This window comes from Pseudomonas sp. RIT-PI-o (genome assembly GCF_001297215.1).
Lineage (GTDB): Bacteria > Pseudomonadota > Gammaproteobacteria > Pseudomonadales > Pseudomonadaceae > Aquipseudomonas > Aquipseudomonas moraviensis_A.
The window spans coordinates 123,579-138,001 of record NZ_LHPA01000018.1 but is presented as its reverse complement, the minus strand read 5'-3'; the positions used below and the strand labels follow the sequence as shown (position 1 = coordinate 138,001).

The 14,423-nt window shown below is 60.2% G+C and carries 15 protein-coding genes and 1 pseudogene; 3 read left to right on the top strand and 13 right to left on the bottom strand.

What is annotated here, in order from left to right; translation table 11 throughout:
• Nucleotides 1-85: 85 nt before the first annotated feature.
• Both AEQ63_RS08435 and AEQ63_RS08430 read left to right on the top strand, forming a co-directional pair.
• Nucleotides 86-979, top strand: coding sequence for a transcriptional regulator GcvA (locus AEQ63_RS08435; protein ID WP_152972341.1), 894 nt, complete (start codon nt 86-88; stop codon nt 977-979).
• 123 nt (nt 980-1,102) lie between these two features.
• Entirely contained in the window at nt 1,103-1,516 is a 414-nt protein-coding gene (locus AEQ63_RS08430; protein WP_042606837.1) for a cupin domain-containing protein, read from the top strand.
• A 12-nt stretch (nt 1,517-1,528) separates the two neighbouring features.
• On the opposite strand, the gene AEQ63_RS08425 is transcribed toward AEQ63_RS08430, so the two are convergent.
• The 11 genes and pseudogenes from AEQ63_RS08425 to AEQ63_RS08375 all read right to left on the bottom strand — a co-directional run bounded on the left by AEQ63_RS08425 (nt 1,529) and on the right by AEQ63_RS08375 (nt 11,449).
• Complete coding sequence (locus AEQ63_RS08425) at nt 1,529-1,780, bottom strand: hypothetical protein (RefSeq protein ID WP_064362769.1); 252 nt, start codon at nt 1,778-1,780, stop codon at nt 1,529-1,531.
• Entirely contained in the window at nt 1,777-2,034 is a 258-nt protein-coding gene (locus AEQ63_RS08420) for a DUF6555 family protein (RefSeq protein ID WP_042606839.1), read from the bottom strand. The genes AEQ63_RS08425 and AEQ63_RS08420 overlap by 4 nt, the downstream gene beginning before the upstream one ends.
• Before the next feature lie 186 nt (nt 2,035-2,220).
• Complete coding sequence (locus AEQ63_RS08415; RefSeq protein ID WP_042606840.1) at nt 2,221-2,772, bottom strand: ATP-dependent Clp protease proteolytic subunit; 552 nt, start codon at nt 2,770-2,772, stop codon at nt 2,221-2,223.
• Nucleotides 2,773-3,146: 374 nt separating this feature from the next.
• Nucleotides 3,147-3,263 (bottom strand): annotated as a pseudogene (locus AEQ63_RS08410) (general stress protein); the annotation flags it as partial.
• A 322-nt stretch (nt 3,264-3,585) separates the two neighbouring features.
• The gene (locus AEQ63_RS08405) at nt 3,586-3,816 is read right to left on the bottom strand and encodes a hypothetical protein (RefSeq protein WP_016774936.1); all 231 of its coding nucleotides are present in this window, start codon (nt 3,814-3,816) and stop codon (nt 3,586-3,588) included.
• A gap of 237 nt (nt 3,817-4,053) precedes the next feature.
• The gene (locus tag AEQ63_RS08400; RefSeq protein WP_064362767.1) at nt 4,054-5,091 is read right to left on the bottom strand and encodes a DNA topoisomerase IB; all 1,038 of its coding nucleotides are present in this window, start codon (nt 5,089-5,091) and stop codon (nt 4,054-4,056) included.
• A 72-nt stretch (nt 5,092-5,163) separates the two neighbouring features.
• Nucleotides 5,164-6,243 carry a molybdenum ABC transporter ATP-binding protein gene (modC, locus tag AEQ63_RS08395; protein WP_064362765.1) on the bottom strand — a complete coding sequence of 360 codons (1,080 nt, stop codon included), beginning with the start codon at nt 6,241-6,243 and terminating at the stop codon, nt 5,164-5,166.
• A 3-nt stretch (nt 6,244-6,246) separates the two neighbouring features.
• Nucleotides 6,247-6,927 (bottom strand): molybdate ABC transporter permease subunit, encoded by a 681-nt coding sequence (gene modB, locus AEQ63_RS08390; RefSeq protein ID WP_064362763.1) that lies wholly within the window; start codon nt 6,925-6,927, stop codon nt 6,247-6,249.
• Nucleotides 6,928-7,695: a molybdate ABC transporter substrate-binding protein gene (gene modA / locus AEQ63_RS08385; protein WP_064362762.1), complete on the bottom strand. Its 768-nt coding sequence runs from the start codon at nt 7,693-7,695 to the stop codon at nt 6,928-6,930. It lies immediately after the preceding gene.
• Between the two features lie 134 nt (nt 7,696-7,829).
• Nucleotides 7,830-8,894 (bottom strand): NAD(P)H-dependent flavin oxidoreductase, encoded by a 1,065-nt coding sequence (locus tag AEQ63_RS08380; protein ID WP_064362760.1) that lies wholly within the window; start codon nt 8,892-8,894, stop codon nt 7,830-7,832.
• A gap of 104 nt (nt 8,895-8,998) precedes the next feature.
• Nucleotides 8,999-11,449, bottom strand: coding sequence for a hypothetical protein (locus tag AEQ63_RS08375; RefSeq protein WP_064362829.1), 2,451 nt, complete (start codon nt 11,447-11,449; stop codon nt 8,999-9,001).
• A gap of 187 nt (nt 11,450-11,636) precedes the next feature.
• On the opposite strand from AEQ63_RS08375, the gene acuI reads away from it, so the two are divergent.
• Nucleotides 11,637-12,620, top strand: coding sequence for an acrylyl-CoA reductase (NADPH) (gene acuI, locus AEQ63_RS08370; protein WP_064362758.1), 984 nt, complete (start codon nt 11,637-11,639; stop codon nt 12,618-12,620).
• Here acuI and ada read toward each other — a convergent pair.
• Both ada and alkB read right to left on the bottom strand, forming a co-directional pair.
• Nucleotides 12,610-13,671 (bottom strand): bifunctional DNA-binding transcriptional regulator/O6-methylguanine-DNA methyltransferase Ada, encoded by a 1,062-nt coding sequence (ada, locus tag AEQ63_RS08365; protein ID WP_064362757.1) that lies wholly within the window; start codon nt 13,669-13,671, stop codon nt 12,610-12,612. The genes acuI and ada overlap by 11 nt on opposite strands.
• Before the next feature lie 80 nt (nt 13,672-13,751).
• A complete protein-coding gene (alkB, locus tag AEQ63_RS08360; protein ID WP_064362755.1) occupies nt 13,752-14,423 on the bottom strand; it encodes a DNA oxidative demethylase AlkB in 672 nt (223 codons plus the stop codon).

Here is a 14,423-nt window from a genome sequence, read left to right as displayed (position 1 = left end):
GCCACGATCCCCTGCGGGCAAAACTTCCGCAAAGGTCATTTGCGGTGCTAGCGTATGACAAATTCTCATGCGCTCTTCTGATCTTATGACCTCCAGACTTCCTTCCCTCAATGGTTTGCGTGCATTCGAAGCGGCCGCGCGGCATATGAGTTTTACCTTGGCCGCCACTGAGTTGAATGTCACGCAGACAGCAATCAGTCACCAGATCAGACGCCTCGAAGCCGAGTTGGGCGTCGCATTGTTCCTGCGTCTCAAGGATGGCCTGGCGCTCAGCGAAGACGGCCACGCCTACCTGCCGGGCGTGCGTTCGGCCTTTCAAGCGTTGCGCCATTCGACGCAACAGTTGCTCGAATCGCGGGGGACCAGCGTGCTGACCATCAGCACGCTGGTCTCGGTCGCGTCGAAATGGCTATTGCCGCGCCTGCCGGCATTCCAGCAGGCGTTCCCGGACATCGATGTGCGCATCAGCGCCACAACCGACCTGGTGGATTTCCGCCGAGGAGGTATCGATGCGGCGATTCGCTACGGGCGGGGCGAATGGAAAGGTCTGCGCGCGGACTTTCTCATGGCGGATAAGGTATTTCCTGTGTGCCGTCCAGCAGTGGCGACGACATTGCACACACCGCAAGATCTGGCCAGCCACACCCTTGTACAAGTCAGTGGTGTCACCGCTAAAGACTGGCAGGCATGGCTCAGCGCCGCAGGCCAGCCTGCGCACTTGGCCGATGGCGCGAAGCTGACCTTCGATCTGGCGATGATGGCGGTGCAGGCGGCAATTGACGGGCAGGGCGTGTGCATCGGGCGTTCGACTTACGTGAACGACGATCTGCGTGCGGGGCGACTGGTCGCACCGTTCGAGCTGCGCCTGCAGGATGACCTCGGCTTCTATCTGGTCACACCCCATGAAACCGCTGACTCGACAAAGATCAGCGCGTTCAGACAGTGGCTTGTGGCAGTGGCCCGCGACACGTTTGTATAAGCGTGTATCAACCCTCAGCGGATACACACGACAACACCAAACCGGGCTTTCGAGACACATCCGCCTTACATGCCGAGCCCAAAGTAGCCCTCACACCAACACTACGTTTGAGAGGGCACCACCATGTACCGTCCACTGTTTCTGGCTTCTGCCGTTGTCTTCGCCTCCCTTACCGGTTTCGCTCATGCGGCGGATGCGCCGGCGACGAGCTGGCAGAAAGGTTTGAGCCGCACCGATCTGGTTCGCCAGGATCTCGGCGCTGACAATCGCGAAGTGATTCAGGCGCGAATCGATTTCGATGCCGGCGTCAGCGCGCCTCGGCATGCGCACCCCGGGGTCGAGGTCGCCTACGTCATCAGTGGCACCTTTGAATATCAGCTCGAAGGACAGGCGCCGGTGACTCTCAAGGCAGGCGATTCGTTGTTCATTCCGGCAGGTGTCGCGCATGTAGCGAAGAATATTGGCAATGAGAAAGGCGTAGAACTGGCCACTTACGTCGTCCCGAAAGGCGAACCTTTGCTGATCCTCAAACCATGATGAGCAAGTCCGCTATTTCGAGCGCGGCTTGCTCATCGCGCGCTTGATGCGCATCCAGTCCTGATAGGCCGCCGTTCGCTGGGCGTCGGCCAAGGTCTTTGCTTCGCTGAAGCGAGCCCAGGCCTCAGGGCTATCGGTGTCATGCTCGATGATTCTGTAGGCCGCTTCTTCCAGCAGATCGGCCTCACGGAACATCGCGGCATTGTCGGCCATCTCGTCGTCCCAGGAGCGGCCGAAATCGAATTTCAATGTGTGTTCGGTCATTTCACATGATCCTCCTCCCAGACCAGAGGCACCGATTCTCGCCATTGCACTTCGGTCACGCCAAAGCGTTCCGCCATCGGTTTGGAAAAACGTTTCAACGGCGGCCGACCGGGGCGGGGAATGGGCGCGATACCCGCGTCACAACTTGCCCACTGCCAGGCTTCGGCATTGTTCATGTTTTTTGTGCGAATGACGAATGACCTGGGCTTTCCGTGCAGCAGGTAATCGATCACGTACAGATCTGCTCCGCTCATACATTTCCTCCCCATGCTTATGAACAGGGATATCTGACGAAATGAATAATTCAGAGAAAATGCACGCTGCCGGGACGATCGGTTGTTAGTTGGGATTGGAGTTTGTATGGCGAGTGTGCGGAGTACAAATTCGTCTTGCAGGGCAAGGCAAAAGCGACTGCCACGGCGCGTTAGTAAGTTGCAAACTTATGAATAAATACACGAACAGACGAAGTCCGCATGAACCTCGGTGTCTTCAACTGCCGTAATCAGACCTGCATGCAAGGCTTCTTCAGGATTGATGATGCGCGGCGCTGCCGTCAGATACTTCTCCGTCTCCAGCGCGTTTTTTCCGTTACTTGTGCGCTCGGCGACAATTTGCGCGTACAGGTGCAAGTCATAATCCAGGCTCATGGCATATTCCGACATGCGTGAATGATCGACCGCTCCCTGCAGGTGCCAATGAAAAGGGTGAAACAGAAACTTGCTATGAGTACAGGCGGTTCGGCGTTGGCCAGCAAGGAAAACGATATTGCCCATCGACTCGACCGTGCCCAGGTTATGGGTGTGTACCGGGACGGGCAGCGCTATCAGAAAGTTGTACATCGTGAAGCCGTAACTGCATTCGCCACCCATGGTGGCGATGTTCAGAATCAATCTGGGAGCATCTTCCTTTACCGCCAACGAGGCTTTGTCAATCAGTTGACCACAGGTTGATGCATTGATCGGACCGGTAAAGTTGATGACGTGGACAGGCATGGCGATTTCCTCGACGGGCCGGCTGCTGCGAACGGGCTCCTTGCGCAGGACTCGTAAGCTCAGTCAGGAGCAGCGTTCATAGGTTGGCGCCGTTTCCGTTTCTCGAGAGTTTTCAGCGTTAACGATCAACTGCCTGCGCTCGTAACACGCATGTTGGGCACGATCGCCGTGCTGCGGGTGGCCAGGTTTTCTTTCAATGCACGGTGACACCGACGGGGCCGGTAGTTTCTCGGAGGAACTGCGCGTTGCCTCTGGAACGCCTTCAGCGCCTTCGTGTCGGTGTAACTCGCCTGGAACACTATCAGTGGCAGTCGTCATCATTGCGCTCCATCGAATATTACAAAGGGCAGCAAAGCTGCCCTTGTACCGCTCATTTACGACTTGCGACCTCCACTGTGGCTGGATTGTCCGCCTTTGCGACCAGCCTCGGATGCTTTTTCACGATCGTTGGCGAAGTTACCGCCAGACTGCCCGCCTTTTTTCCCGGACTCTTGCGTCTTGTCACGATCGTTGCCGGCCTTGCCTGTATTTTTATTTCCGGTGGTCATGATAGCTCTCCGATATATCTTAACGTTTCGCTAGTGATGTCCGTTGTCGCGATGGACACTTACTTCGATTACGTATCGGTTCACGGTGTTTTGATTATTTTTAACTGATCCGATGAGCGGCATTTCGCTCCATGAACTTGATCTAGTCATTTATCGAGATATAACTAAAGCAGCTATGCTCAATCGCAATAAATAATAAAGAATTGTAATTACACCGATGCCGCGCAGTTGGTTAAGCAGTTGATTGAAGTTGCTTGAACAGAAACTACCTGAACCGCGGCAACGGCCGGTCGATCGGCTTCAGTGTCGACAGCGTGTCGCGGATCAGCGGCGCATCCTTTTCAATATCGTGCAGTCGATCGCGGATGCGCAGGGCCGTCGGATGCCCGCCTTGATGATCAACCCAGTCGGCAATCTCTTTGCAGGCGGCTGCGAGGCGCGCCTGGCGGGCGTCGAGCAGGGTGAGGAGGGTGGTGATGGACTCTTTCTCGGACATGGAACACCTCCGTTCGCTGAAACGGCTGAGTTGCAACACAAAATCCCGCGTGTCGCAAACCTTCAGATCAACTATAGAAGACCTGCGCGATCGTGCAAAAAATACCCGGCTCAGCTCGACGGCGAAGCTCTTGTAGGAGTGAGCCTGCTCGCGATAGCGGTGTGTCAGTCGACATCTTCATCAGCTGACAGACCGCTATCGCGAGCAGGCTCACTCCTACAAGGGGGTACGTGCGACTCAGGACGCCTCGGTTACTTCGCACATGCGTTCGAGAAACATCGCCAAAGCCACTTCCTCGGCGCGCAAGCCTTTGCGTACCCGTGGGCGGGGCAGTTCGGCAAGGGCGCCGAGCATGAAATGCTCGACCACGGCGGGGTGGATGTAGCACTTGCGGCACACCGCGGGGGTGTTGCCCAACTGTTTGGCGACGTTCTTCACGGCTTCAACCACATGGCGCTTGGCTTCGGTTTCCGACTCATGCTGCAACTCGCGCAACACCGACAAGGCCAGGGCGCTGCCCGCCCAGGTGCGGTAATCCTTGGCGGTGAACGCAGCGCCGGTCAGTTTCTGCAGATAGGCGTTGACGTCGGACGAGGTAACGGTATGCCGTTCGCCGTGTTCATCGAGGTACTGAAAAAGGTTCTGCCCGGGAATTTCCAGACAGCGCTTGATGATTCGCGCCAGGCGACGGTCCTTGACCGTGATCTGGTGCTCGATGCCGCTCTTGCCTCGGAACTGGAATAGGATCGCGCTGCCGTTGACCTCGACGTGGCGGCTGCGCAACGTGGTCAGGCCATAGGAGCGATTGTCCCGCGCATATTGGGTATTGCCGACGCGGATCAGCGTGGCGTCGAGCAAGGTGATCACTGTTGCCATGACCTTGTCACGGCTGAAGCCCGGCGCATCGAGCAGCGCCTCAAGCTGGCGCCGCAGTTTGGGCAGGGCCAGGCCGAAGTCGCGCAGACGCGAGTATTTGTCGGCGTCGCGTACTTCGCGCCAGCGTGCGTGGTAACGGTACTGCTTGCGCCCGCGCGCATCGCGGCCGGTGGCTTGCAAATGCCCGCAGGGATCGGCGCAGATCCACACATCGGTATACGCCGGCGGCACCGCGAGGGCGTTGATGCGTTTGATTTCGTCCGGGTCGGTGATGCGCTGCCCCGACGGTTCGAAATAGACGAACTTGCCGCGCAGTTTTTTCCGGGTGATACCAGGCTGAGTGTCATCGACGTAATGCAGATCGGCGGGCAGGGCATCTGTCAGCACGGTATCGGGCATGGCGGTTTCCTTCGGTCATACGGCAGTCTGTAACAGGATTGACCGCAGGCGCTGGCCGTCGTGCCGAATGATTTACGCGAGCACCGCCACCGCCTTGATCTGCGCCCATAGCCGCTGGCCCGTATGCACGTTCAATTGATCCTTGGAAAACCGCGTGATCCGCGCCAGCAACGGCGTGCCTCCAGCGTCCAGTCGGATCAGCACATGGGCACTGTTGTCAGCCGCCTGTTCACTGACCACCGTCACCGGCAGACGATTAAGAATGCTGCTGGCGGCATCGTTCTGCAGCGCTAGACTGATGTCGCGGGCGTGCACTTTGCAGCGCAAGGCCTGGCCCACGGCCATCGGCGCATGGGTGACGCGAATGTTCATTTCCGTGGCCGGCAATTGCAGGCTGAGCAATTGATAGGTGGCATCGTAGGCGCTGACCTGGCCTTCGATGATGACCCCGGCGTCATCGCCCATCGCCAAGGGCAGGTCCAGACGCGCGAGGGTTTCGCCGATCGGGCCGCTGGCGAGGGCTTTGCCATCGCTGAGCAACACCAGATGATCGGCCAGCCGCGCGACTTCATCCTGCGCATGGCTGACGTACAGCAGCGGAATATCCAGTTCGTCATGCAGGCGTTGCAGGTACGGCAGGATTTCGCTTTTGCGCCGGCTGTCGAGAGCCGCCAGTGGTTCGTCCATCAGCAGCAGTTTCGGGCTGGTCAGCAGAGCGCGGGCGATGCCGACGCGTTGCCGCTCGCCACCGGACAGATGCTGCGGATGACGCTCGAGCAAATGGCCGATGCCGAGCAGTTCGGTGGCCTGGTTCATGTCGACCCGGCGTTGCGACCTGGCGATGCGTTTGCGGCCAAACTCCAGATTGGCCAGTACCGACAGGTGCGGAAACAGGCTGGCTTCCTGAAACACGTAGCCGAGCGCCCGTTTATGCGGCGCTACGAAAATGCCCTTGGCGCTGTCCTGCCAGACCTCGCCGTTGATCTGCACGAAGCCCTGTTCTGCGCGTTCCAGCCCGGCAATGCAGCGCAGGCAGGTGGTCTTGCCGGAGCCGGAATCACCAAACAGCGCGGTGACGCCGCGGCCCGGCACCTGCAGATCGACATCCAGCTCGAAGCCGGAATAAGCGCGTTTCAGACGTACGTCAATCATCGATCAGCTCCAGCCTGCGCGGGTCTTGCGGCTGGAATACAGCGCCAGCAACACCAGGAACGAGAACACCAGCATCGCCCCGGACAGCCAGTGCGCCTGAGCATATTCCAGCGCTTCAACGTGGTCGTAGATCTGCACCGAGACCACGCGGGTCTTGTCGGGAATGTTGCCGCCGATCATCAGCACCACACCGAATTCACCGACGGTGTGGGCGAAGCCGAGAATCGCTGCGGTGATGAAGCCGGGACGCGCCAGTGGCAGGATCACGCTGAAGAACGTGTCCCAAGGATTGGCGCGCAACGTTGCGGCCACTTCCAGCGGGCGAGTGCCGATCGCCGAAAAGGCATTCTGCAACGGCTGCACCACGAACGGCAGGGAGTAGATCACCGAGCCGATCACCAGCCCGGTGAAACTGAACGTCAGCGTGCCCAGCCCCAGCCATTGGGTCAATTGACCGAGAAAACCGTGTGGCCCCAGCGCCAGCAACAGATAAAAGCCGATCACCGTCGGCGGCAGCACCAGCGGCAGGGCGACGATGGCGCCAATCGGGCCACGCAACCATGACGACGTGCGCGACAGCCATAAGGCGATCGGCGTGCCAATTACCAGCAGGATCACGGTGGTCAGCGACGCCAGTTTCAGGGTCAGCCAGATGGCGGCGAAATCGGCACTGGTCAATGACATTTACAGTTGATATCCGTAGGACTTGATCACCGCAGCGGCTTTCGGGCCCTTGAGATAATCCACCAGGGCCTTGGCGGCGACGCTGTCCTTGCCTTTGTTCAAGATCACCGCGTCCTGTTTGATCGGATCATGCAGGGCGGCCGGGACTATCCACGCCGAACCGCTGCTGACTTTGCCGTCCTTGTAGATTTGCGACAGGGCGACAAAGCCCAGTTCGGCGTTGCCGGTGGAGACGAACTGATAAGCCTGAGTGATGTTCTGACCTTCGACGATTTTTGCTTTGGTAGCGTCGGTCAGTTGGAGTTTCTCCAGCACCTGTGTGGCGGCCAGGCCGTAAGGCGCGGCTTTCGGATTGGCGATGGACAGGTGCTGGTATTGGCTGGTTTTCAGCACCTCGCCTTTCGAGTCCACATAACCTTCCTTCGCCGACCACAGCGCCAGCGTGCCGATGGCGTAGGTGAAGCGTGAACCTTTGACGGTTTCGCCTTCCTGTTCAAGTTTTGCCGGAGTCGTGTCGTCAGCGGCGAGGAACACCTGGAAGGGCGCGCCGTTCTTGATCTGGGTGTAGAACTGCCCGGTCGCGCCATAAGCAGCAACCAGTTTGTGGCCAGTGTCTTTTTCGAAGTCGGCAGCAATGGCCTGGATGGGCGCGGTGAAATTGGCGGCAACTGCCACTTGCACTTCGTCAGCCTGCGCGGCGCCGATGCTGAAGAGTGCGAGGAGTGAAGCGAGGCAGGCAGGGGCAACGCGTGTGGCAGCCAGGGTCATGTAGAAAGCTCCGTGATCGGCGGTTAGTGCTCTGTTTGTGATAACGCCGATACACGGGCGCTATCGCTATATAAAGAAATATATAGCGAGACGCCGCCAGGTGGCGAGGGATTAAATCCGCTCGCCGCATGAATTCATTGACGGTGGAGTTTCGCCAATCCGCCTTCGGCGAGTTGCCGGGTCAATTCAGCGCTGCCGATGTCCTTGCCCAGCGTGAGCGCCTGACCGGCCCAAAGATTGGCGAAGTCCGCGTCATCCTTGGCTCGCAGTGGCATGAGTGCACCGCCGGCCAACGGAAAGGCTGGCGCCTGCGCGGACATCGGGCCGAGTTCGCGCATCGCCCGATTGACAATGCCCCGTGCCGGACGCCCGGTGAAAATATTGGTGATGGCGGTCTCGCTGTCTTTTGCAGTCCGCAGAGCCTTGTGATGCGAGGCGCTGACTTTCGCTTCCGGGGTAAACAGGTACGCCGTGCCGACTTGCACTGCCGAGGCGCCGAGCATGAACGCTGCTGCAACGCCCCGGGCATCGCTGATTGCGCCAGCCGCTACCACCGGCACTTTCACCGCGTCGACCACCTGCGGCACCAGCGCGAAAGTGCCGACCTGCGTGCTCAGATCCTCGCTGAGGAACATCCCCCGATGCCCACCCGCCTCATAACCCATGGCGATGATCGCGTCGCAGCCGTGCTGCTCCAGCCAGATTGCTTCTTCGACCGTGGTGGCAGACGAGAGGATTTTCGCCCCGGTGGCCTTGACCCGATCGAGCAGGTTTTTCTCCGGCAGACCGAAATGAAAACTCACCACCTCGGGCCGGAATTCTTCGAGCACAGCGCACGCGGCTTCATCGAAAGGTGCACGGTTGGACACCGGCGTCGGGGCCTCGAAATCGGCGCCCAGTTCGCGGTAGTAGGGTTCGAGGAGGTTTTTCCAGTCACGGGCTCGCTGGTCATCGGGCGTCGGTGGTTGATGGCAGAAGAAATTGACGTTGAACGGCTTGCTGGTGTGCTGGCGGATGGTTTTCAGTTCTTCGCGCAGTTGCTCGATGCTCAGCATCGCCGCCGGCATTGAACCGAGGCCGCCAGCGTTGCACACGGCAATCACCATCGAAGAGTTGGTCGCGCCGGCCATCGGGCCCTGGATGATCGGCAGTTCGATACCGAGAAGATCAAGGATGCGGGTGTCTGGCCACTGACTCATATAGCAATTCTCCGAACGATGAAACGGGCAGGGACGGCAACCGGTTTTAGCAGCAAAACCGGCTGCGGGGCCAGTCTGAAATTCTGAACATCACGTGCAGTTTTTCAGCGTCGATGCAGTCCGCCACCTCCAGCGCCGCCAAACGAACGGTTCATCATTTGCGAGGACCGGTTGTAGTTGTGCGTGCGCTGGTTGCCGAGATTGCGCGCGGCGGATTCGCGATTGAGGTTTTGTAGCTGCGCATTGTTGTTCGCGGGTTGGGTTCGGTTGGCACCGCCGCCGGCCACGGACTGCCAGCCTTTGTCGGTTTTCTTGTAAACGTTGCCGTCGCGCCCGGCATAAACGTTGTCACCGACCCGGGCGGCGCCGCCGTTGCGGCCGTGAATGCCGCCGTATTGCGTGGTGTTGCCAGTATTGGGGTTGTAGACCGCGCCGCGATTGGCGCTGACTTTAGTTCCGGTGCGGACGTTGCCGGCCGTCACCCGTTCGCCAACGATCGCGCCGCCGTTCGGTCCGGCCGCTATGCCGCTGCGTCCGCCGGCGTAATTGCCGGTATAGGCGTTGTGCACCGCGCCACGCTGGCCAGCGGCGGCAATACCGGTGCGCGAGTTGTACGAGGCACCGACCTCACCGGCCCAGCGATTGCCGGTCCAGGCGTTGTAGCCGGCGCCATAACGGCTGACGGTCGCGCGGTCGCCCCACTGATGATAAAGATTGCCGGTGGTCCCGGCCCAGCCACCCGGGCCCCATGCCACGGCACCGCCGCGATAACCGTAGGCCGCGCCGCCCCAGGCCAGCGGCGCCGGGTACAGACGCGGACCCCATGCGTAACCCCAGCCGTAATTTCCCCACCACGGATACGCGCCCCAACCCCAGCCCATTGCGTTCGTGCTGCCGCCCCAGCTCCAGCCGAAACCGAAGCCGAAGGTCCAGCCGGTCCACGGCGTGTAGCGGATCGCGACGCCAAAACCATAGGTCACCGGCGGCCCGTACCAGACACTGCCGACCCACGGCGTGTACGGATAACCGGTGCCATACACCACGACGCCGGTCGCCGGGTCCAGCGTCGAGCCTTGATAACCTGGGGTGTAGCCGACGACCACGGTATCGCCACTGGACTCGTAGACCTTCACGTAGGTGAGGTAATGCATCGGTGAACCGGGCGGGATCGAATAAATCACCGCTGGGACTGAAGTAGCCACGCTCCAGGGGCCGTCCACCGAGGTGGCGCTGAACCAGATGCCATTCTCCACGGCCCACCAACTGTCGTTGTCGACACGAATGATCGGCGTGGCGCTGTTGATCACGTATTGCAGTGGCGTATTGCTGATCGCTTTGAGCTGCGGCTCGCCGTCAAATTGCGGTGTGGTCATCTTCACCGCGCTTTTCCTGATCGCCGAGGTCTGCGGGATGGTGGCGGCAATCGCAGCCTCCTGAGCCTGTGGCGTACCGGCGACCGAAGCCTTGACGTTCTCTTTCGCGCTGTCGTCAGGAATATTGGCAAAGTCGGTGGGCAGTTTGTCTGCCGGGACAAAGGTCCATGGTCCGTTCATGTCGCTGGCGCGAAACCAGCGCCCGGAAATCAGCACGTAACTATTCTGATCCCCGATTTCCTTGAAGATGTGCCCGGTGGTGTTGCTCACGTACAACAGGCTGGTGCCCTGAATCGGTTGCCATTGCGCGGCGCCGTCGGTGACCAGCAGTTCCGTTGGCGTAGTGGCGATGAAGATTTTCGGCTGTGGCGGCTTGGCAAGGCTGGGGACCTTGTCCTTCGGATCGCTTTGCCCGGTGAGCAGGTCCACCTGGCGACTGTTGATCGCCGCCTGTCTGGCTTTTTCCAGATTGGCCGGCGGCGCAGCAAGGCGCGTGTAATCGCCGTTCAATTTATCTGCAACCATCCAGCCGTCGAATACATGCAGGTAGTGTTTGCCTTGCGCATCCTTGAGCAGCAATGGGCGCGTGTTGATCACCCGTTGCAGCTCGGTACCTTCCACTGGCCGATAAGCCGACTCACCGTCGATATACACGAGGATTGCCGGGCTGTCGGAGCTGACGATGGTCGGCGGAGTGTTTTCCAGTGGTGCGCCGTCGGCTTTCCGTTCGGCGTTCAGCACGCCGACTGCCGCTTCCAGTTGATCGAGAGAGATGGTTTTCTTGCGGCTCTCGGCATCTTTTTTCAGGATGGCGAGCCATGTGTCGGCCTGTTTGGCATCGGCGGGAAACTCGGCTTTGAGGATCTGGTACTGATCGAGCGCGACCCAGCGAGTGGCCTTGTCTACGAGAGTGTGAGCGCTGAACTCGACGATGCCATAGGTGGATTTGCCGTCGGCGGCCGTGGCTTCGACGGCCGCGCGGGCATTGAGCGTGTAGCCGTCCCAGTTGTCGAGCTGCGGCTGATACACCGTCAGCTTGCTCTTGCCGCTGCTGATCACTTGCGGCCAGGTCGGCTCGCTTGGCGCCGCATCCGGCTTTGCTGCCGGGGCGGCTGCCCAGGCATTGCCAAGCGTCAGCAGACACAACATCAGCAACGTGGGTAAAGCGCGCAGGAAAAGCATCGTCAGCTCCATCGACAGGCCGGTTTGCAAGGCGAAACCGGAAAAACACAACCGTCGAAAGAGCATAGCCGCCCGCCATGGATTCACCCGGCTGATTGAGCGGTTAGCGCAAAGTCGAGTGTGGCAATGTGTTGCGATGTGCTATTTCAAGGCATGCTTTCTTTCAAATCATCTTCGAGAGGCCGTCATGTTCAACGCCATTCTGATCGACAAAGACGACAACGGTCATCGCGCCAACCTGCAGCAAATCGATGAGCAACAGTTACCCGAAGGCAACGTCAGCGTGAACGTGGCGTACAGCACCCTGAATTTCAAGGATGGGCTGGCCATCACCGGCAGCAGTCCGGTGGTGCGCAAGTTTCCCATGGTGCCGGGGATCGATCTGGCAGGAACGGTCGAGTCCAGTTCGCACCCGGATTTCAAGGCCGGCGATCAGGTGCTGCTCAACGGTTGGGGCGTCGGTGAAAACCACTGGGGCGGACTGGCGCAGAAAGCCCGCCTCAATGGCGACTGGCTTATTCCGCTGCCCAAGGCCTTTACGCCGGCGCAAGCGATGGCCGTTGGCACGGCAGGTTATACGGCGATGCTGTGCATTCTGGCGCTGGAGCGTCATGGGGTTAAACCGGATCAAGGCGAAGTGCTGGTCACTGGCGCCAATGGCGGGGTCGGCAGCTTTGCCATCGCCTTGCTCAGCACGTTGGGATACCGAGTGGTGGCATCTACAGGGCGGGTGTCCGAGCATGAATATCTGCAGCAACTGGGCGCTGCTGAAATCATCGATCGGGCCACCTTGTCCGAGCCGGGCAAGCCGTTGGCCAAGGAGCGCTGGGCGGCGGTGGTCGATTCGGTCGGTAGTCACACGCTGGCGAATGCTTGCGCCAGCACACGCTCGGAAGGTGTGGTCGCGGCGTGCGGACTGGCCCAGGGCATGGATTTTCCGGCCTCGGTAGCGCCGTTCATTCTGCGCGGTGTGACGCTGGCGGGGATCAACAGCGTGACTCAGCCCAAGGCGCGCCGTATCGAGGCCTGGGACCGACTGGCCAGGGATCTGGATTTCTCCTTGCTGAAGCTGATCAGTCACGAAATCAGTTTGCGCGAAGCCCTTGAGGCCGCACCCAGACTGCTTGCCGGGCAACTGCGGGGCAGGGTGGTGGTCGACGTCAATCGTTGAGTTCACGCGCCAGTAACTGACGCTTGCGCTCGACGCCCCAGCGGTAGCCGGAAAGATTGCCGTCGCTGCGCACCACGCGGTGGCAGGGAATCGCCACCGCCAAGCGGTTGGCGCCGCACGCCTGAGCCACCGCGCGCATCGAAGTCGGTGCGCCGATGCGTTGCGCGATCTCGGCGTAACTGGCGGTGCTGCCTGCGGGGATCTCGCGCAGCGCCTGCCAGACGCGCTCCTGAAACGCGGTGCCGCGTATATCCAGCGGCAAGGTCAGGCCCGTCGCCGGTGCTTCGACAAAGCCGACGACGCTGGCGATCAACTGTTCGAAATCACGGTCGGCACCGATCAGGTTGGCGTTGCGAAATTGATCCTGCAGGTCGCAGACCAACTGATGTGGATCGTCGCCCAGCAGAATCGCGCAAATCCCCCGTTCACTCTGCGCCACCAGAATCGCCCCAAGCGAACATTGGCCGACGGCAAAGCGAATGTCGTTGTTCTGTCCGGCGCCGCGGTAGTCAGTCGGCTTCATGCCCAGCAGTTGATCGGCTGCTGCGTAGAAACGGCTGTTGGAATTGAAGCCCGCGTCATACAGCGCATCGGTCACCGAACCGCCGTCCGCCAGTCGTGCACGCAGCTTGCGCGAGCGTTGCGCCGTGGCGTAAGCCTTGGGCGTCAGGCCTGTCGCAGCTCTGAATATTCGATGGAAATGAAAAGGGCTGAGCCCGGCGCTGGCCGCTAGGTTGTCGAGCGCCGGCAACGTCTCGGACGCCTCGATCTGCCGACAGGCCGCAGCAATGATCGCTGCTTGCTGCGCGTCATTCTGGACCTTGCTGGCGCGTTTGCTTGGACGATACCCGGCAGCTTCGGCCAGTTCAGGGGTATCGAAAAACTCGACGTTCTGCGGTTTGGGCAAGCGCGCAAGGCTGCTCGGACGGCAATAGACGCCGGTGGTCTTTACCGCGTAGACAAATTGCCCGTCAGCACTCGGGTCGCGGGCAACCACGGCGGCCCAGCGTGGATCGTCTTCAATGTTGATGGTGTTCGAAAGCGTTTCCATGACGAGTAATCCGTTGACCTGTTTGGCTCAGGTTAACCAGCATCGTAGCTCGCAACACTCCGCGCCTTGCGGTCAAACTTTTACTGATCCCCGGCGACGCGGAAGGTGATGTTGATACGTCGTTCGCCCAAGCGTGGGTGATGGCCGGGTTTGATCGGCAGCACGCCGTGATAGCGCAGGCGATCCACGCCGCCCCAGACCACCATGTCGCCATGCAGCAGCGGGATGCGCTGGCTTTTATCGCCGCGCTCGAAGCCGCCAAACAGAAACATCGCCGGCAGACCCAGCGACAATGAAACGATGGGCGCAGCAAAGCCCTTTTCGTCTTTGTCCTGATGCAATGACATCTTGGCGCCGGGCACATATTGGTTGATCAGGCAGGAATCGGCATGGAAATCCTTGAAGCCGGCTTGCGCTGCCGCCTCGTGCGCCAGATCGGCAAACACCGCCGGCATCGACGGCCATGGCAAGCCGCTGAGTGGATCGACGCTGGAATAGCGGTAACCGCTGCGATCGGTGATCCAGCCCAGTTGCCCGCAACTGCTGGTGCCGACCGACATGCTGAACCCACCCGGCGTCACCATGTGGCGGAGCGGCGCGGCAGCAAGAATGACCTTGAGCGCCGTCAGCAGTTGCTCGACCCGAGGCAAGGCGAACCCGCGCAGCACCCACGATTGCTCGCCGATCTGCTCGGCGCGGGGTTGCTGTACGGGTTCGTTGTCGGCGAACAGGTCAAAGGTGGTCGGTTGCAT

What these genes read in the sequence shown, in the direction of transcription:
- AEQ63_RS08435 (WP_152972341.1), top strand. Translation starts at nt 86, where the DNA reads ATGACCTCCAGACTTCCTTCCCTCAATGGTTTGCGTGCATTCGAAGCG.
- AEQ63_RS08430 (WP_042606837.1), top strand. Translation starts at nt 1,103, where the DNA reads ATGTACCGTCCACTGTTTCTGGCTTCTGCCGTTGTCTTCGCCTCCCTT.
- AEQ63_RS08425 (WP_064362769.1), bottom strand. Translation starts at nt 1,780, where the DNA reads ATGACCGAACACACATTGAAATTCGATTTCGGCCGCTCCTGGGACGAC.
- AEQ63_RS08420 (WP_042606839.1), bottom strand. Translation starts at nt 2,034, where the DNA reads ATGAGCGGAGCAGATCTGTACGTGATCGATTACCTGCTGCACGGAAAG.
- AEQ63_RS08415 (WP_042606840.1), bottom strand. Translation starts at nt 2,772, where the DNA reads ATGCCTGTCCACGTCATCAACTTTACCGGTCCGATCAATGCATCAACC.
- AEQ63_RS08405 (WP_016774936.1), bottom strand. Translation starts at nt 3,816, where the DNA reads ATGTCCGAGAAAGAGTCCATCACCACCCTCCTCACCCTGCTCGACGCC.
- AEQ63_RS08400 (WP_064362767.1), bottom strand. Translation starts at nt 5,091, where the DNA reads ATGCCCGATACCGTGCTGACAGATGCCCTGCCCGCCGATCTGCATTAC.
- modC (WP_064362765.1), bottom strand. Translation starts at nt 6,243, where the DNA reads ATGATTGACGTACGTCTGAAACGCGCTTATTCCGGCTTCGAGCTGGAT.
- modB (WP_064362763.1), bottom strand. Translation starts at nt 6,927, where the DNA reads ATGTCATTGACCAGTGCCGATTTCGCCGCCATCTGGCTGACCCTGAAA.
- modA (WP_064362762.1), bottom strand. Translation starts at nt 7,695, where the DNA reads ATGACCCTGGCTGCCACACGCGTTGCCCCTGCCTGCCTCGCTTCACTC.
- AEQ63_RS08380 (WP_064362760.1), bottom strand. Translation starts at nt 8,894, where the DNA reads ATGAGTCAGTGGCCAGACACCCGCATCCTTGATCTTCTCGGTATCGAA.
- AEQ63_RS08375 (WP_064362829.1), bottom strand. Translation starts at nt 11,449, where the DNA reads ATGCTTTTCCTGCGCGCTTTACCCACGTTGCTGATGTTGTGTCTGCTG.
- acuI (WP_064362758.1), top strand. Translation starts at nt 11,637, where the DNA reads ATGTTCAACGCCATTCTGATCGACAAAGACGACAACGGTCATCGCGCC.
- ada (WP_064362757.1), bottom strand. Translation starts at nt 13,671, where the DNA reads ATGGAAACGCTTTCGAACACCATCAACATTGAAGACGATCCACGCTGG.
- alkB (WP_064362755.1), bottom strand. Translation starts at nt 14,423, where the DNA reads ATGCAACCGACCACCTTTGACCTGTTCGCCGACAACGAACCCGTACAG.